At 38.8% G+C, this 18,696-nt stretch carries 15 protein-coding genes; 5 read left to right on the top strand and 10 right to left on the bottom strand.

The window, feature by feature from the left end; all coding sequences use genetic code 11:
* Positions 1-75 precede the first annotated feature (75 nt).
* Positions 76-1,797, bottom strand: coding sequence for a thiamine pyrophosphate-binding protein (locus RFW85_RS04235; protein WP_309171166.1), 1,722 nt, complete (start codon positions 1,795-1,797; stop codon positions 76-78).
* Positions 1,798-1,931: 134 nt separating this feature from the next.
* Between RFW85_RS04235 and RFW85_RS04240 the strand changes: the two genes are divergently transcribed.
* On the top strand, positions 1,932-2,417 hold the full coding sequence (locus RFW85_RS04240) for an Lrp/AsnC family transcriptional regulator (protein ID WP_004700117.1): 486 nt from the start codon (positions 1,932-1,934) through the stop codon (positions 2,415-2,417).
* 71 nt (positions 2,418-2,488) lie between these two features.
* Here RFW85_RS04240 and RFW85_RS04245 read toward each other — a convergent pair whose 3' ends face one another.
* The 3 genes from RFW85_RS04245 to RFW85_RS04255 form a co-directional block, all read right to left on the bottom strand.
* On the bottom strand, positions 2,489-3,919 hold the full coding sequence (locus RFW85_RS04245) for an aldehyde dehydrogenase family protein (protein WP_309171167.1): 1,431 nt from the start codon (positions 3,917-3,919) through the stop codon (positions 2,489-2,491).
* 285 nt (positions 3,920-4,204) lie between these two features.
* Positions 4,205-5,737 carry an aspartate aminotransferase family protein gene (locus RFW85_RS04250; protein WP_309171168.1) on the bottom strand — a complete coding sequence of 511 codons (1,533 nt, stop codon included), beginning with the start codon at positions 5,735-5,737 and terminating at the stop codon, positions 4,205-4,207.
* Between the two features lie 2 nt (positions 5,738-5,739).
* Positions 5,740-7,113, bottom strand: a complete 1,374-nt coding sequence (locus tag RFW85_RS04255; RefSeq protein WP_002118718.1) for a diaminobutyrate--2-oxoglutarate transaminase — start codon at positions 7,111-7,113, stop codon at positions 5,740-5,742.
* A gap of 467 nt (positions 7,114-7,580) precedes the next feature.
* On the opposite strand from RFW85_RS04255, the gene RFW85_RS04260 reads away from it, so the two are divergent.
* Positions 7,581-8,282, top strand: a complete 702-nt coding sequence (locus RFW85_RS04260; protein WP_170249458.1) for an SIMPL domain-containing protein — start codon at positions 7,581-7,583, stop codon at positions 8,280-8,282.
* 47 nt (positions 8,283-8,329) lie between these two features.
* Here the strand turns inward: RFW85_RS04260 and RFW85_RS04265 are convergent, their stop codons facing one another.
* Complete coding sequence (locus RFW85_RS04265) at positions 8,330-9,226, bottom strand: LysR family transcriptional regulator (RefSeq protein ID WP_170249459.1); 897 nt, start codon at positions 9,224-9,226, stop codon at positions 8,330-8,332.
* A 118-nt stretch (positions 9,227-9,344) separates the two neighbouring features.
* Between RFW85_RS04265 and RFW85_RS04270 the strand changes: the two genes are divergently transcribed.
* Entirely contained in the window at positions 9,345-9,920 is a 576-nt protein-coding gene (locus RFW85_RS04270; protein ID WP_086265416.1) for an NAD(P)H-dependent oxidoreductase, read from the top strand.
* Between the two features lie 62 nt (positions 9,921-9,982).
* Here the strand turns inward: RFW85_RS04270 and RFW85_RS04275 are convergent, their stop codons facing one another.
* The gene (locus tag RFW85_RS04275; protein ID WP_002118415.1) at positions 9,983-11,077 is read right to left on the bottom strand and encodes an acyl-CoA desaturase; all 1,095 of its coding nucleotides are present in this window, start codon (positions 11,075-11,077) and stop codon (positions 9,983-9,985) included.
* A gap of 12 nt (positions 11,078-11,089) precedes the next feature.
* Complete coding sequence (locus tag RFW85_RS04280) at positions 11,090-12,160, bottom strand: ferredoxin reductase (RefSeq protein ID WP_170249461.1); 1,071 nt, start codon at positions 12,158-12,160, stop codon at positions 11,090-11,092.
* 140 nt (positions 12,161-12,300) lie between these two features.
* On the opposite strand from RFW85_RS04280, the gene fabR reads away from it, so the two are divergent.
* Positions 12,301-12,996, top strand: coding sequence for an HTH-type transcriptional repressor FabR (gene fabR, locus RFW85_RS04285; protein ID WP_002118668.1), 696 nt, complete (start codon positions 12,301-12,303; stop codon positions 12,994-12,996).
* 166 nt (positions 12,997-13,162) lie between these two features.
* Complete coding sequence (locus RFW85_RS04290; protein WP_170249462.1) at positions 13,163-14,179, top strand: AI-2E family transporter; 1,017 nt, start codon at positions 13,163-13,165, stop codon at positions 14,177-14,179.
* A 57-nt stretch (positions 14,180-14,236) separates the two neighbouring features.
* On the opposite strand, the gene rapA is transcribed toward RFW85_RS04290, so the two are convergent.
* The 3 genes from rapA to RFW85_RS04305 all read right to left on the bottom strand — a co-directional run bounded on the left by rapA (position 14,237) and on the right by RFW85_RS04305 (position 18,694).
* Entirely contained in the window at positions 14,237-17,074 is a 2,838-nt protein-coding gene (gene rapA / locus RFW85_RS04295; RefSeq protein ID WP_170249463.1) for an RNA polymerase-associated protein RapA, read from the bottom strand.
* Positions 17,075-17,218: 144 nt separating this feature from the next.
* Positions 17,219-17,857 carry an RluA family pseudouridine synthase gene (locus RFW85_RS04300; RefSeq protein ID WP_005067937.1) on the bottom strand — a complete coding sequence of 213 codons (639 nt, stop codon included), beginning with the start codon at positions 17,855-17,857 and terminating at the stop codon, positions 17,219-17,221.
* A gap of 132 nt (positions 17,858-17,989) precedes the next feature.
* Positions 17,990-18,694 carry an acyl carrier protein gene (locus RFW85_RS04305; protein ID WP_170249464.1) on the bottom strand — a complete coding sequence of 235 codons (705 nt, stop codon included), beginning with the start codon at positions 18,692-18,694 and terminating at the stop codon, positions 17,990-17,992.
* Between the last annotated feature and the right edge of the window lie 2 nt (positions 18,695-18,696).

Below are 18,696 nucleotides of genomic sequence, written 5' to 3' on the forward strand. Positions count from 1 at the left end.
GAACCGATCTTCGGACATAAATTTGCTGTAATGTGAGTCCATTTAATTTTTGAGAAGACTTGTCCTGTCTTCTATTTAAAAAGAGATTGCATCCTTACATTTAATCGGTTGGGAACGCTCCTTTAAAATTTCGTAACCGCGATCACCGTAGTCAAAACGTGCAATCACAGAAGCAAATTTTTTCAAACTCACCGGTGCATCCATTGCTGGTAGTTTCAATTCAATAAAGGTTAATTGATCATTTTGCTGAACGTTGTCTAAAACGCTCTTCAGCTGTCCAGCAGTCTCAACCACATAAGTTGTATGGCCTTTTTTACCGTTAAATACCGCTGGAATTTCAGTGTATTTCCAGTTTTGCACGTCGTTATAGGCAGCGTTTTCACCCATAATTAAACGTTCAATGGTGTAGCCGCCATTGTTCAGCAAGAAAATGATTGGTTTTAAACCATGACGGATAATGGTAGAAAGCTCTTGTACCGTAAGCTGGAATGAACCATCACCAATAAATAGAATTTGACGACGCTCAGGAGCAGCCAACAAACTGCCAAGCAAAGCCGGTAAGGTGTAGCCAATAGAACCCCAAAGCGGCTGAGCAATATATTTAGCTGTGGCAGGAAGCTTTATTCCTGACAAAGCAGAGTTTGATGTCCCCACTTCACCAATAATCACATCATCTTCTTTTAAGAACCCTGAAATGTAATTCCAAAGCACATCTTGACTTAGCTTTTGCTGAGCTGGAGCTTCAATTACTTTCTGTGGTTGTTTTTCAAGAAGAGGTATTGTCGATTTACGTGGCGCAACTTTTTTATTTAGCTCGACAAGTAATTGTCCAATTTCAATACCCGGAAAATCCTGACCAAAAATATTCAAGCCATAAGATTTAATTTCGATGTAGTTCTTGGTCTCAATTTGATGCGTAAATACAGCTGAGCCTACATCGGTAAAGCGCGCGCCAACACCAATTAAACAGTCAGATTGTTCAATGATATTTTTTACATGCGGTTGACTTGCCCCACCCACATAAGTTCCGATGTAACGAGGTGAGCCTTCATCCATAATATTTTTTGCAGTATTCATGCCTGCAAATGGAATTGAGCATTTTTGAGACAAATCATTTAAAAGTGACGTTACACCAAAAACTGAAGCTTCATTATCAATAAGAAGTGCAGGACTTTGAGCATTCTCAATAATGTCACAAAGTTTGCTTACCACACTCTGCAATAATTCAGGTTCAACAGCTGGGTAGCTTAAGTCGAGCGGACGCTCAGATACTTCAATTTTAACGTGAGTAATATCGCCTGGTAGTTGAATGTGCACAGGACGGCGTTCAAGGAAACACTGACGTAATACACGGTCAATTTCAAAGGCTGCGTTTGCTGGAGTTAAACGTGTTTGGGCAACTGTGAACTCTTTCATACAGTTCATAATATTGTCGTAGTTACCATCGACAAGCGTGTGATGTATTAGTGTGCCCTTTTGAACTGCATGTAAAGGCGGAATACCTGAGATATGAATAAGAGGTACATTTTCTGCATAGGCACCTGCAATACCATTAATCGCACTTAAGTCACCTACACCATAAGTGGTTGCCAAGGCAGAAAAACCGTTAATTCGTGCATAACCATCTGCTGCATAAGCAGCATTTAATTCATTACAATTTCCAATAAATTCGAGTTGTGGGTCTGCTTCAACTTGTTCTAGATATGAGAGGTTAAAATCACCAGGTACACCAAAGAGATGTTGGATACCCATTTGTTTTAAACGAAGATTTAAAAATTCACCGATTTCTATGAACATTGCTCTATATCCTTTGAGACCAATTTTTATTCCATAGAAAAATAATATTTCATCTATCTTTTAGATTTCGTGCATAATGAAAACGCATTTTAATAAAAATACATGATTTGTGTATCATAAAAGGATTTTATGCAATGGATAAGTTCGACTGGCAAATCATTCAGGCACTACAAAAGAATGGACGGCTCACCAATCAGGAAATAGGAGATTTAATTGGTTTATCTGCTTCGCAATGTTCAAGAAGAAGGCAGCTACTTGAGCAAAAAGGTATCATTCTAGGCTACACGGCACGCATCCAGCAACAGGCGCTAGGACTCGAAGTTACAGCGATGATCCATATTAATCTAAGAACACACGAGGCAAAATCGCAGCAAGCTTTTCAAGAGCTCATTGAAGCTGAAGACAACATTCAGGATGCTTTTTCAATTAGTGGTGATGCAGATTTTATTTTAAAAGTCGTTGCTGAAAATTTAGAACAGCTTTCTCAATTTGTGACTGAAAGATTACTTTCTTATAATTTTATTGGCCACATAAAGTCTTACATTGTTCTTAAAAAAATTAAAGAACAGAATCATTTTTTAATCAAACCTAAAAGTATGAGCTATCATCACTCCCAATAAGTAAACTAAGCATTTCACTCTTAAAAGTGAAAATAAAAAGGCGGATACTAGATCCGCCTTAAAATGAATATTTAGAATTTACTGATATGAACCGTTTGCCCAATCGTATTTTCAAGCAAACCTTCCAAGCCAAACTCAGCACCTAAGCCTGACATTTTCCAGCCACAAAAAGGTGCATGAGGCAGGACTTCTGCATGGGTATTAATCCAAACAGTACCACATTGAAGCTGACTAGCGTAAGTCTGCGCTGCTTTAATATCTGACGACCAGATTGAACCACCCAAACCAAACTCACTGTCATTGGCACGAGCAATAGCATCGTTGATATCAGTATATTTTAAAACAGGCAACACTGGTCCAAACTGTTCTTCTTCCACCACGCGGCAAGAGTCAGAAACTCCAGTCAAAATAGTTGGTGCAATAAAGTAGCCCTGCTCTGGTACTTTTTGCTGTCCTGAAAGTGCTTTTGCACCTTGAGAAATGGCATCGGCAATAAGAGCTTTCACTTTGTTATATTGCATTTGGTTTTGTACTGGACCAAATGTTGTAGAAGACGCCATTCCGTCACCCACCACTTGGGCGTTGGCAATATCAGCTAACTTTTGAGATAAAGCTTCATATTGGCTTTCATGCACGTACAGACGCTTTAAAGCTGCACATGTTTGACCAGCGTTTAAGAACGCCATATTAAAAATCTTAGCTGCAATTTCATCGATATTTGCATCTGGCAATACAATACCAGCATCATTACCGCCGAGCTCTAAAGTTAAGTGTTTTAGCTGCTGAGCTGCACCAGCCATAATGTGCTGACCTGTTCGAGTTGATCCCGTAAACACAACTTTTTGCACATCTGGATGAGAAGATAATGCTTCACCAATCTCACCAGCACCAACCACAATTGAAATAACACCAGCAGGGACTTCTTGCTGAATGATTTCACATAAACGTAAAGTTGAGAGTGGTGTGTATTCAGAAGGTTTGCTAATGACCACGTTACCCGCACGCAATGCAGGCATGATGTGCCAAACTGCAATCATCAGTGGCCAGTTCCATGGCGTAATTGAAGCCACTACACCTAATGGTTGGCGATGGCGCTCGATACGCTTAGTTTCACTGTCTTCAATTACTTCTACAGGTAAATCCATTGCAGCCGCATAACGCGTCCAGCCAATTGCACCCTGCACTTCCATTTGTGCAAGCGCCAATGGCTTACCTTGTTCAAGCACAACCAGCTCCGCGAGCATTTCAGCATGCTTTTCAATACCGTCAGCAATTTTATTTAAAATTGATTTACGTTCATCGTGCGAGACTTGTTGCCAAGCTTTAGATACCTGTTTAGCTGCACTCACTGCTTGATTTACCTGTGCAACCGATGCTTTTGCACAACGTGCAGCAGTTAAGCCAGTAGCAGGGTTAAGAATTTCTAGCTCACCTTGTTCACCTGAACAAAGTTGACCGCCAATAATAAGTTTAAACTCATTGAGCATATTCGCTTGTTGCATTTCTTCTTCCTTGTCTTAATTGTAATTACAGCCACTTACTTTTTTCAGTTAACGCGGGATTATTTAAAGTAAGTACGATATTGATATAACAATGTGACCAAAATATTGGGGACATACCAATACAATAAGAAATTTGCTTCCCATAAATCATGCATAATTATTTTTGTTTTTTGAAAATATGCATGATTTGTGCATGTATTCTTGTCTTCATACACAATCCAAATAAAAACAATCTGCAATAAAAAAGCCCGGCAATAAACCGAGCTTTTTTTGTTATCAACTCAATTAGTCGATTGGTGGTACATAGTTACCAGAAGCAATTGCATCTTTAATGCGGTCAGCTTCCGCCAATACTTGACCTAAAAGGTTTTTAACATTTTCAAATGTCACAACAGGGCTTAATGTTGTCATTTTCAATGACTGTACATTACCAACTTTTGTTACACCGATATTTGCTTCACCACGTGCAAACAATTCGTCCGCTACATTTTGGTTTAAGCTATCGATAAACTCAGCTGGGTAGCCTTGTGGAACAACGCGGAACAATACCGAAGCAAACTGTGGTTCAACTAAAAGTTCTAAACCATCAGTTGCCTTGATGTAATCTGCAACTTCACGAGTAAGTTTTACACCATGGTCAATCATTGAACCATAAAGGTCTTCACCTAGTGATTCAATTGTCATCCACAATTTCAATGCATCAAAACGACGAGTCGTTTGTAATGACTTAGACACAAGGTTTGGTACACCGTGCTCTTCGTCATAAGCAGAGTTCAAGTATTCAGCTTCGTAGTGCATGAAACGATAGTTCGCTTCATCTTTCAACAAGAACGCGCCACAGCTAATGCTTTGGAAATAATGCTTATGGAAGTCGAGGGTAATCGAGTCAGACAACTCAATACCATCAAGCATTGCACGATAGTCATTTGACAGAATTAATGCACCGCCCCATGCCGCATCAATATGCATCCATGAACCATATTTATTGGTAATTTCACGGATTTTCTTCAATGGGTCAATTGCACCAGCATCGGTTGTACCTGCTGTCGCAACGACACAAGCAACAACTTTACCTTCAGACTGGAGATGCGCCATCGTTTTATCGAGAGCATCTACATCCATCTGTGCATTTTCATTCACAGGAACAGTTACAACTGACTGGAAGCCCATACCCATCATTGCCATGTTCTTTTGCACAGAGAAATGTGCATTTTCAGAACAAATGACTTTGACGTTTTTCATTGCATCGGCAGGAATACCATCACGCTGTACAGACCATGGATTACCATTTTCGTCTTTCCAGTTTTTCGAGATGCACCAGTCACGAGCAAGTAACACACCCATCAAGTTAGATTGAGTACCGCCAGAAGTGAAAACACCAGCCTGACCAGAACCATAACCTACTTTTTGACGCAACCAATCAATGAGCTGGACTTCCATTAATGAACCTGCAGGGCTTTGATCCCATGAGTCCATAGATTGGTTAGTTGCATTGATTAACACTTCCGCAATCTGGCTCATCACCATGGTTGGACAGTGTAAGTGTGCTAATGAGTGTGGATGGTGTACTTTCAAGCTTTTATTCAAGAAAAGCTCAATCATACGTTGAAGAGATTCTTGTACACCCATACCCTCTTTTGAAGGTTGGAAAGAAATTGCTGAACGCAATTCTTTAATGCTACCACCTGTGTACATCTTTTCATCTTGCAACCATGCTGAAACGGCTTTGACCGCTTCGCCCATTGCTGACTCATAGTCAGCAATGGATTGTGCATCATTGCAGAGTAACGCTTTACGATGTTCTGCAAAATCCACCATACTTATGCGCCTCGTACTGCAACCAATGCTTCTGCAATTGCTTTCTTAAAGCGAGCAACTACTTCAACACATTCGTCTTGAGTAATGATTAACGGGCAAAGTAAACGAATTACTGTACCGTTACGACCACCTTTTTCAAGCAATAATTTATTGTTGAAACAAGCAGTTTGAATCGCAGCAGCTAATTGTGAATCAGCAGGATGTGAACCAATACGATCAGCTGGTTTACGCTCGTCAACGATCTCAACACCGATCATTAAACCGCGACCACGTACGTTACCGATACATGGGAATTCTTGGGCTAATTTTTTAAATTCAGCTTGTAAGAAGTCACCACGCTCTTGCGCATTTTGAGCAAGATTTTGTTCGCTAATCGTTTTTAATACGACAAGACCAGTACCCATAGCAAGTTGGTTACCACGGAAAGTACCCGTGTGACCAGCAGGTTGCCAAGCATCAAATTTACGTTTAATACCTAATACTGCAAGTGGTAAACCACCACCTACTGCTTTAGACATTACAACAACATCAGGTTCAATACCTGCATGTTCAAATGCAAACATTTTGCCTGAACGTGCAAAGCCAGCTTGAACTTCGTCTAAAATTAAAACGATATTGTGCTTTTCAGTCACTTCACGGATTTTTTGCAACCATTTTACTGGAGCTGTAACTACGCCGCCTTCACCTTGAATCGCTTCAAGAATAACAGCAGCCGGTTTTGTTACACCGCTTTCTACATCTTCAATAAAGTTTTCAAAGTAGTAAGTTAAAGCGTCAACACCAGCTTCACCACCTAAACCAAGTGGGCAGCGGTATTCATGCGGATATGGCATGAATTGTACGCCTGGCATTAAACCGTTAACTGCATTTTTTGCACTTAAGTTACCAGTCATAGCAAGTGCACCATGGGTCATACCATGATAACCGCCAGAGAAACTGATCACTGAACTACGGCCAGTGTAAGTCTTAGCAAGTTTAATTGCTGCTTCAGTTGCGTCTGCACCAGCAGGACCACAGAACTGCAAGCAATATTCTTCTTTACCACCAGGTAAATATGCTAACAATGCTTCAGTGAATGCATCTTTTAAAGGTGTGGTTAAGTCTAAAGTATGCAATGGCAAACCACTTGCCAATGTATCTTGAATACTTTGAATCACCGCAGGATGATTATGACCTAAAGCCAATGTACCTGCCCCAGCTAAACAATCAAGGTACTGTGTACCTTCAACATCAGTAACCCAGCATCCTTGTGCTTTCGCTATCGCTAACGGTAATTTACGTGGATAGCTACGAACATTTGATTCCATTTGACTTTGGCGAGTCAAATAATATTCGTTAGTAGCATTAGTGGCAGGGTTAACGGAAGTAACGCTCATATCGGATTACCATCTCTGATAGGGGTAGAAAGAAATAAGTCTGGTGACGATTGGTCCTTTGACTCGGTGCTTTATAGAACTAGCAAAGACACTTATTTTATATCTTGTAACTAGGAGCGCGATGATACCTAATTTTACAAGAAAAAAAACGTCTTTTATGTACTTTACTCATCTAATCTTATTGAAAAAATGTATCATCCCAATAGTTATGATGAATTATCATCATACTATGTGACAACCTAAAGAAAATATTCTTTTTTTATATTACTTTGATTTTTTAGTTTACTTTGAAATATTTTATTTTTAAGTTACTATTTTTTAAAAGATTTTACATTAGCCATCATTTAAAAAAACTGATCTCAATATTACAAATACGCCACAAAATCTGCAAAAGTTATGCATAAGTTATGTTTAACATTTCTTAATGAAAAAAATTAAATTTATATTAATTTTTAAAGGAAAAATTTATGCGTACTTTAGCCGTATCAACCCTTCTTTTAGGTTCCCTCCTTAGCCCTTTAGTTTTTGCTCAGGATGATAATGCTTTGAACTACAATATTGTAAATGTACAAGCCGAAGCTTCTCGCCAAGTTTCTAATGATGAAATGCATGCGACTTTATATATTGAAAAAAGTAACAAACAACCAGCTGAACTTTCAAATCAAATTAATCAATTAATGAATCAAGCGCTTAGCGTTTCTCGTAAATATCCTCAAGTAAAAGTGGAAACTGGTGCCCAAAGCACTTACCCAATTTACGATAACGATAGCAATAAGTTAAAAGAATGGCGTGGCCGTGCTGAAATCCGTCTTGAAAGTAAAGACTTTAAAGCCGCTAGCCAGTTAGTAAACGAGTTACAGCAAAACTTCCAAACTCAATCAATTAACTTTACGGTTTCTGATGAGCAACGTAAAAAAGTTGAAAATGAGTTGATGGTAGAAGCCTCTAAAAACTTCCAACAACGTGCTCAAATGTTGACCCAAGCTTGGAGTAAAAACCAATATACTTTGGTCACTCTAAACCTGAACACGAATAACTATTTTCCACAACCTGTAATGCGTGCCAGCATGGCTAAGTTTGCCGTTGCCGAAGCTGCACCAGCTCAAGACATGGCAGCTGGTGAGTCTAAAATTACTGTGAATGCAAATGGTTCAATTCAGTTTAAATAAATTACCTTTTCCAGCCCAAGCAAGTGATTGCTTGGGCTTTTTATTAACTAACTTTCCCCATCTACATACTCTGCAAAAGCTTGAGCCAAATAATCAAAAAGCGCTCTGATTTTTGGAATTTGTCTAAAGTCTTCATGAATAACCAGCCATAGATCATATCGATGAATCTCTAGGTCTGGAAGCAGTTGAACAAGCTCTGAGCATTGATTTGCTATAGGGCACTGAATAAAACCTACTCCTAAAGCGGCTTTAACTGCTGAGAACTGAGCAGGATGACTATCGGTGCGTACTTTGAATTGTTCATTTTTTATTTCAGGTAGAAAAATCCTAATCATTTCTCTTTCAAGAAGATTATGGTCGGGTCCTATCAAATCATGCTGACTTAAATCTGCTAGACAGGTGGGGTAACCTTTACGCTGTATATAATCTCGATGTGCATATAGACCCAATGGCACCTCACCAACCTTTTTGGCTACAAGCGCTTCCTGAACAGGAGGATACATCCTGATTGCCAGATCAACTTCTTGCTCAAGTAAGTTTGCAGAAGCATTGTTTAAAGATATTTCGATATTAACGTCCGGGTAAAGTGAATGGAATTTTGAGAGCATTTGAGGCAGAACAAGCGTGCCTAAGAACTCCGATACACTTACTCGTACACTGCCTGCAATTAGATTTAAGGCGGCACTTGCTGTACGCATAAAATGGTCAGAAGCACGTTGCATAGCTCGAACTGGCAGTTCAAGAGCTAGAGCATGCTCAGTCGGTTTCAAGCCATGAACAGAACGGCTAAACAAAACAGTTCCTAGATGTTTTTCAAGCTGTTCTATACGTGTTCGAACAGTGGGTTGTGTGACGCCTAATTTACGAGCAGCTGCCGAGAAACTCCCCTCTTCTAAAACAACTAAAAAGAATTTCTGATCATCCCAAGAAGTCTGTTTGTTCATCAAAATTCTTTCATCTGCTCAATTAATTTAGTCAATTTTATTATAGGTCTACTTTTTTTATGATGTGAATATTGTTTATGCATGTGATTAATCATCATAGAAATTAAGGAGACATACTATGAATAAGCCACTTTTACTGGTCTTTCATCCCGATTTAAATCAGTCCAAGGTTAATCGTGCTTTGGTTGAAGCATTAAAGCTTCAGAACCAAATCAATATTGTTGATATTCAAGAATTGTATAACGGATCTCTAGATATAATGAAAGACGGAGCAATTGAAGCTCAACGTCTAATCTCTGCGTCACACATTATTTTTCAGTTCCCTATCTATTGGTATTCAGTTCCTCCGATTTTCAAAACTTGGATGGATGCGGTTTTAACGCGGATGTTTTATCTTTTTTATGAACAGGAAGGCCAAAATATTGAAGGTAAACCACTTTACCTACATGTTACGGTTGGCAATTTGAATTCAGCTTATCAAAAACATGGTCAAAATGGCTTCACCATAGATGAGCTGATGGCACCTTTAAAAGCTACTGCACAACGATGTGGATTAATCTGGCACACACCTCATGTTGTTTTTAATGCAAATCAGTTAGATGAAAATAATATAGAAAAAGAAATTTCATTATCTTTAAAGCAGTTTGAACAGTGGGATATATTCAATAATGCTCCTCTTACTTCTTCATGCTAGTGCTAACTATAAAAAACGCACTTCTGAAAATCAGTAGTGCGTTTCGAGGTTAAAGTAATATCTTATTTTTTAAAAGGTAAAGCGTATTTAAAGATACGGCCTACCACCTGTCCAAACTGTTTAGCCAGACTTGCATTGTTATAATTTAGACCATATTTTTTACATACAGCTTCAACTTTTGGAGCCATTTGGCGATAACGACGCGCTGGAATATCAGGGAATAAATGGTGCTCAATCTGATGGCTCAAATGTCCGCTTAAAATATGTAATGCTTCTGAACCTTTCAAGTTAGAAGAACCACGAATCTGGCGCATATACCAGTGACCACGGCTTTCTTCTTGTAAAACAGACTTTGGAAATACTTCTGCATCTTTTGTGAAGTGACCACAGAAAATTATCGTAAATGTCCAGATATTACGAAGACCATTTGCAACCAAATTACCAGTAAATACAGGCAAAGCTGCTGGACCTGCAATTAAAGGGAAGAAAACATAGTCTTTAAAAAGTTGTTTTCCAATCTTTTTATTAACAGGTTTTAATTCTTCCAAGAATTTTGCCATGCTCTTACGTTTATAAAGGACACGTCCAATTTCAAGATTCTGAATAGCTACGCCCCATTGGAACAATAAACAAAATGGGATGCTATAAACAGGTTGAAGTAAGAAACCTGGCTTCCAGCGTTGCTCTGGGAATAAACGAAGTAAACCGTAACCAATGTCATCATCAATACCTTTAATGTTGGTATAGGTGTGATGTTTATAGTTATGAGTTTGGCGCCAGTTATCAGAAGTACCAACTGTATCCCACTCGTAAGTTTGACCATTAAATTTAGGATCGTTCATCCAGTCATATTGACCGTGCATCACGTTATGACCGAGTTCCATGTTTTCCATAATTTTAGAGAAGCCTAATAGGCCTGTTCCTAAAATCCACGCTGGTGGGAACCAACCTGCAAACAAACATGCTCGGCCTAGAAAGCTACTATAACGAATTGCAGCATAAACACGGCGGATATATTTAGCGTCTTTCTCGCCCAAATCATCCAATACTTCTTGCTTGATCTGATCGAGCTCTTTTGCAAATGCATCAAGTTCTGCTGGAGTCAAATCTCGATTTTTAGGATTTTTAAAATATTCGACTTTCACTGGCATATTCATAAGAGTTCTCTCTTAAAGATCAATAACTAGATCGGATTGTGCTGAGTTCACACAAATTTTAAGTAATTGGCTTGGTTCAGTATTTTCACTACCATTGAGTAAATTACGTGTTGAACCTTGTGATTTATTACAAACACATTTATTACAAATTCCCATACGGCAACCATGAGTTGGTTTAAGACCTTCATGTTCAAGACTAACCAGAATTGACTGGCCTTTAGGAATTGCAATTACCTTATTAGACTCGGTTAATGTGACATTCACATAACCAATATCATCAGCAGAGCTTTCATTTGTTAGGCTAAAGGCCTCTGTTAAAATGGCTGGAGCTTTTTCAAAAAGTTGCTCAACAGTCGCCACAAAACCAGAAGGTCCACACGCATAAATTGTGCTGTTTTCGACATCATCAACTAAAGCTAAATGCTCTGCATTTAAACGTTCATCATTTGGGGTTTCTTGTGTATAGAAAATCTGATAATTAAAGTTCGGATATTGCTGTGCAACTTTTTCAAAGTATTCAACAAAAGCCGCATCTGAACGCTGTTTTACCCAATATAAAAGTTGTACCTGAACTTTATCTAACTGCTGGCTTTGTTTAATCGCAGTAATTAGACTCAACATTGGGGTAATGCCACTACCTGCAGCCAACATAGTTAAATTCGATGTTTTGATGTTTTGTTGCATGTCACCATACGGTTGTCCAAGCTCAAAAACGTCACCAATTTTGCTTTCTGAAATAAACCAGTTACTCACGATACCATCAGCAACTTTTTTAACTGTTAAACGTAAGTGCTGCGCATCTATTTGCGTCAAACTGTAAGTACGTTCATAGCGACGACCAGCAATTTCTACAATCACAGGATGATGCTGGCCTGCAACACCCATTTTTACTAGGCGGTTGCATTTTAGCGTCAGGCTCACCATGTCATGAGCGACAAATTCTTTTTTTACAATTTGAACAAGTCCGTGCTTTACAGACCATAAAGGATTAACTTTTTGTAGCCAGAAATTAGCCATTTCTTTATCAAAGATGGCTTGTGTCAATGAATTGAATAGAGAATTTCTCTTTTCGATTGCTTGCATAATTGAAGGCTCTGTCGCTCTTTTTTAATTATTATACACATGTATATATATTTGTATATACACCCGTACTTTTAATTACAATTTCACAAGTTCAGCTTCTAAGGCTATAATCCTGAGAGTTTACAAATATATTGAACAGCATGACCCAATCTTCACTTTCTCAGAACCTGAATGACACACCTCAACAACAAGATGTCATTGAAATTAAAACAGCTACGCGTTCTGTTGGAAGAAAAGCGACAATTACTAAAGAAGAACTTTTTCAGGCCGCTTTAAACCTTATTGGTCCGCAAAAAAGTATTGCTTCATTGAGTTTACGAGAAGTAGCTCGAGAAGCAGGAATTGCACCAAATAGTTTCTATCGACATTTTAAAGATATTGATGAATTAGCAATTTCTCTAATTGACCGTGCAGGTATCGTTTTACGTAAAATCATCCGTCAGGCTCGTCTACGTGCTTCCTTACAAGAAAGTATTATTCGTAGTTCTGTCGATATTTTCCTTCAACAACTCGATGCCGATGAAGGTAATTTAAGTTTATTACTACGTGAAAGTTTTACAGGTTCTGCTTCTTATAAGGCTGCCGTAGACCGCCAGCTCAACTTTTTTCAGCAAGAGCTACAAGAAGATTTAATTCGTCTTGAGCGCTTAAATAATAATCACCTGTATCACCCAGACCTTGTTGCAAAAGCTATTACTCAACTTGTGTTTCACATGGGTGCCAAAGTGATTGATTTACCGATTAATCAACGTGCAGAAGTTGCTGAACAAACCATGATTATGATTCGGATGATTTTAGAAGGCGCACGTCATCTAGATGAAGCAAAAATTCGCTAAAATGATCTAATGAATGGCTTGTTGATGAACAGGCCATTTTTACATCTAACTCCTCTATTTTCCAATAAAAATATAATTCACTGATTGAAGCGAATAGCTTGCCAGAGTATAAATAATCATTCCGTTTGCTCTTTCTCCTATATTCCCAACGATCTCAGGGATCCACATGCAAAATTTGAATAATCGTCAAAGTCTGATTGCAAGCTACATTCTTATGGGCATCTTTTTGCTTTCGGTTATCCCATTACATCTATTAGCAAGTTTTTTTGCAGGCTTTCTCATTTATGAAATTATTATTAGCTTAAGTTCGGTTGTAGAACGTTATATTGACGGCCAAAGAGCCCGTATTTTTATTAGTATTTTACTTAGTATTGTTACCATTTCGCTTATTGGTTTTTTCATTACCAGTCTGATTAGTTTCGTTGTATACGATCTAAAAGGCGTCGGATTACATAGTATTAATAGCAAAGTTGATCAAACCTTACTTCATTTACAAGCAGAAATCACAAAATATCTTCCAGGTTATATTCCTGATAGCGTGACAGATCTAAAAGACGAAATCTTTGCATTTATGAAAGATAACGTCACCACCCTAAAAAATACCAGTTCCGATATTTTGCATAACTTCGTGACTATGGTCATGGGATTAATTATTGGTATTTTGGTGGCGATACATGGTTTTCATCGCCGTACGCCTCAGCCTGTTTTTAAGTCACTGCTTATCCAACGTATTCAAAAATTATCAATTTCATTTAAAAATGTTGTTTTTGCCCAAATAAAAATTTCAGCTATTAACACGCTGCTCTTTATTTTGTTTGCATTTATTTTATTACCGCTGTGGGGAGTCCATCTTCCTTTTGCAAAAACTTTAACCATTTTGACTTTTATGTTTGGACTGATTCCAATTTTAGGTAATCTGATTTCAAATACTTTGACATTTATTGCCGCTCTTACCATTTCTCTTGGACTAGCAGGAGCAGCATTACTTTATCTCGTTCTTGTTCACAAACTTGAATATTTTATTAATGCTAAAATTATTGGGCATAAGATCAATGCCAATGCATGGGAAATTTTATTAGCAATGCTAGTATTTGAGTCAATTTTTGGTTTAGGTGGTTTAATCGCTGCTCCAATTTTTTATGCTTATTTAAAGCTAGAGTTAAAAGATGCCAGTCTCATCTAACTCAAAATCAATATATAAAAAAAGCGCCCTCTCGGCGCTTTTTTTGTTTTGAGTGAGTTACGGCTTAACCACAACTAACACCTGAATTGCTTCTGGTGTAACAGTTAAACCGTCAAGCAAGCTCAAGCCTTCTTTTTGCAACTTTTGTAAACGTTCAATTTCATCTTGACGAATACTTGGGTTGAACTGTTTTAGATAGGTTAAACGGTCAATTTCATATTGCCATTTATTACCATAGTGTTCTTTTGCTTGCTGCTGAAGCTGCGGTAAATCAACTTTCGCAATTTCTAACGCTTGTTTATAGCGCTGCTCAATGATATCACGACGAGCTTTAACTACTTGACGACAGCTATTACCATCTAAATGGTGCAAATATGGTTTTAAAATTGTCGGATCAATTTTCTCAGATAAGTCCTGACCATTTTCACTTAACAATACACGAATAAGCTGCTTAGGTAAGCTTGATGGTAAATTCAGTGACTTCGGTGCAACAACATCCACTTTAAACCAGACTTCAATTAACACTGAACCCTGCTTTAATGCATTAGATTTAAGTACAGCAACATTGGTACTACCAAATGATTGCGTACGGATCATCTCCATAACACTTTCAATGAATGGATGCTCTAAAGTTAAATATTGAGCATCTTCACGGAGCTGAGCTTGATCGCGATAGAAAGTGGCTGTCATACCTTCTTCGTCTAATGCCAAACCTTGCACTTGCATTTGGTCGGTCGGTTTAATAATCACCGTACCATTACTTTGTTCATCAAAATCGATATTGGTTGATGACATGAAACGCTTCACAAACATTGGCAGCGTTGTATTGTCGTCATAGTCTTCAAGAGCTTGAACAATTTCTTGTGCCACAATAGGACGGCATGAATTATATTCAAGTAAACGATCTCGGCCAGCTTGAAGTTCAGCTTCTAAGGCTTGACGTTGAACATTCACCTCTTCAAGCAAATCTTCAAATGTTTGACCTTGGTCTGCAAGTAAACAGTCTTTTAACTCAACAATAAAGTTCTCTTGCAGCGTTTGTGCTGTTGGAGAAATATTGCTGAAAATATTTAATGCTTCGTTATACCAACGGAACATACGCTCTTGAGCTGTTCCCACAAGATATGGCACATGAATTTGAATACGGTTTTCTTGACCAATACGGTCTAGACGGCCGATACGTTGCTCTAAAACATCTGGGTTAGCTGGTAGATCAAATAAAATTAGATCACTGGCAAATTGGAAATTACGGCCTTCCGAACCAATTTCCGAACACAGTAGAATCTGTGCGCCATAGCTTTCTTCAGCGAAATAAGCAGCCGCTTGGTCACGTTCTAGTAAGCTCATCCCTTCATGGAACATTGCAGTACGAATACCTGCATGCAAACGCAACACATTTTCTAAAGATTCAACTACTGGTCCGCTACGCGCAATTAAAAGCACTTTTTTATGCTTAAGATCTTTGCGTAAAATTTCCATTAACCATGGCACACGCGGATCATTTTGCATCCATGAACCATCAATCTGTGCTTCTTCAGGCCACATTTGCTCACGCAGTTTGCCGTCTTTTGACCAATCTTCTGGTGCTGGTAATGGTGCTGGCTGACAATCACGACCTGGGAAGCCTTGAATTGCTTCACGCGTATTACGGAATAAAATACGTCCAGTACCGTGACGGTCTAATAATTCGTGAATTGCTCTAAAGCGTTGATCTGGCTGGTCTTCAATACTGTGACCTAACAAACCTTCTAAAGCAGATAAATGCTCTGGGGCTAAAGCTTGATCCGACATGAGTACTTCAGCAATTTTTGCAGTCTGCTGGTACTGAGTCTCTTCATCTAAGAAGCGTTCTAAACTACTAAAACGCTGTGGATCAAGTAAACGTAAACGTGCGAAATGACTTTCCACACCTAATTGTTCAGGTGTTGCAGTGAGTAATAATACTCCTGCTGTATTTTCAGCAAGCTCTTCAATTAAATCGTAGCGGTCATTACCGCCTTCTTCTTCGCTCCACATCAAATGATGTGCTTCATCAACCACAAGCAAATCAAAACCAGCTTCTATGGCTTGCTCACGCAAATCATCATGGTCAACCATTAAGTCAACGCTGGCAATAATGCATTGCTCAGTCAAGAACGGGTTAAGCTCTGGATCATGTTCTTTAATAGATGCTGTACGCGTTAAATCAAATAGAGAGAATTGCAAGTTAAAACGGCGACGCATTTCAATCATCCACTGATACTGAAGAGAATCAGGGACTAAAATCAGAATTCGTTCTGAACGACCAGTTTTAAGCTGTTGGTGGATAATTAAACCAGCTTCAATTGTTTTACCTAAACCAACTTCATCGGCAAGTAAAACACGAGGAGCAAAACGTTTACCAACTTCATGTGCGATATAAAGCTGATGAGGGATCAGGCCAACACGTGCACCGACCATCCCACGTAGAGGACTGGTCTGCATTTGTGCTTGCATCAACATCGCTTCAATACGCAAGTCATACCACTCTTTATAGTCAACTTGACTTGCAAGCAAACGATCTAAAGGTTTAGATAATTGAATTTGCGCACCAATACGTGTTTCATTGAGTGCTTTACGCTCTTGCTCGCCATTCTCTAAAGTACGAACAACGTTGTAACGCAAAACGCCATGACGATCTTCAACAGACTCAACGATCCACTTCTGGCCTTCTTGATCTTGAACTTCATCATTCGTATTGAAGATGATACGAGATAGTGGAGCATTATTACGTGCATAGACACGTGTCTCATCACTTTTGGGGAATAAAATGCTGACAGATCTTTCATCTACATCAATAAGAACACCTAAACCGAGCTCAGTTTCTGTGTCTGATAGCCAACGTTGACCAATAGCATACTGCTGCAATTTTTCCACCTTTCTCTCAAGTTCGCACTACATATTGTACGATGCAAATTAGCTTATTTTTGCATCTTTTTATGTAGTCTTTAAAGCAAAATTTTGAAGCAAAAACCAATTAAATCGCTTTGCTACAAAAAATCACGCATTAAAATTTTTACATTAAAACGGTACAGGACAGTCAAAAGTTAATGTTTCTGCTGTGACAGGATGATTAAAACTTAACTGTTTGGCATGCAAACATAAACGCGGAACAAGTTGCTGCTCCGGTGTTGCATACAGCGTGTCACCTACAATTGGATGCCCAAGATATTGCATGTGTACACGGAGTTGATGAGATCGGCCCGTAATTGGTGTTAATTTCACACGAGTTACAGGCTGTCCCTGAATCTGAAAATGTTCTATGACCTGCCAATGTGTTAAAGCAGGCTTGTTGTGAGAAGCGTCGACAATATGTAAAGGTGGTCGGCTTGGGTCATAGATGACAGGAATATCTACAGTCCCTTCACCCTCTAAATGACCTGCGACAAGCGCTTCATATATTTTTGAAGTCTGACGATCTTGAAATTGACGTGCAATCGCACTTTGACCGCGCTTCGATAAACCAAATACTAAAATACCTGAGGTATCTCGGTCTAGACGATGAATGAGCAAAGTTTTAGGTTCAATCGCAACCAACCTAGTCAAAACGCTATCATGTAAATCACCCTTACCAGGAACACTCAAGATGTCCGAAGGTTTATGAATCACCATAAAATCATCATCACGATAGATCAGATGTTCACTTAGAAAATCACTCAAAGTTGTATTCCCAAGGTAAGATGAAAAACAAGCGGGCAATAATAAAAAGCTTACGTCCGAATTACAATGCCGTTCGGGTAAATTAACAGCAGAATTTGCAAATATTATGGATCACTTGAGGTCTATAGTCAGTCAAGGCTTCAATAACTGCATAATATGTTGCAATGTCGGTGCTTGCATTATCTCTTCAGCACTTAAGCTCGCACCATTTGCACGCCATAGATCGACCAGATAATTCACAGCAGACTGATCTAGTCCGTAGTTTCTTAAATCAATTTCAGGATGGATCTCCATAGGATGTCGCCCCACCTGTTCAGCAATTGCCAATAAGATTCCTTTATCTGACAAGATATAAGAGGACGGCGCACTTAAAGACCATAACCGCATTAAGCTCTGCGTATTTAAATGTTTTATATGGTCAAAACTGATCTTTTCAACCCATTGGATATGCTGCTCTAGATTAGCCGCCAAGATCGCATCATTTACAACACTGACCTGATCTGTAATCGATAAAACAAGCTGCATGACTTGTTTAAACAGAGGCGACAAATCACCTGCCATCATAACTTGGGCTTTAGTATTTGATGACAAACGCTGACCAAGCTCCAACATGGTTTGTTGAAGCTGAGATGTCTCAATAAAAATAATTGGAATTTCGAGTGATTGAGCGCGCTTAATCAACAATTCCAAATGGTTCGCCAATGGTTGCTCAGACCAATCTGGTCGTAGTTTAAGCTCATTGAGCCCAACCATGAGCAAAATACTTTGCGCTGACTCAATTGACCAATTTGAAGTACTTGCAGCTAATTGGATTTTTCGAGGTAAGGGATAAAACATTG

The sequence above is a fragment of the Acinetobacter sp. 12966 genome, assembly GCF_031196995.1.
Taxonomy (GTDB): domain Bacteria; phylum Pseudomonadota; class Gammaproteobacteria; order Pseudomonadales; family Moraxellaceae; genus Acinetobacter; species Acinetobacter geminorum.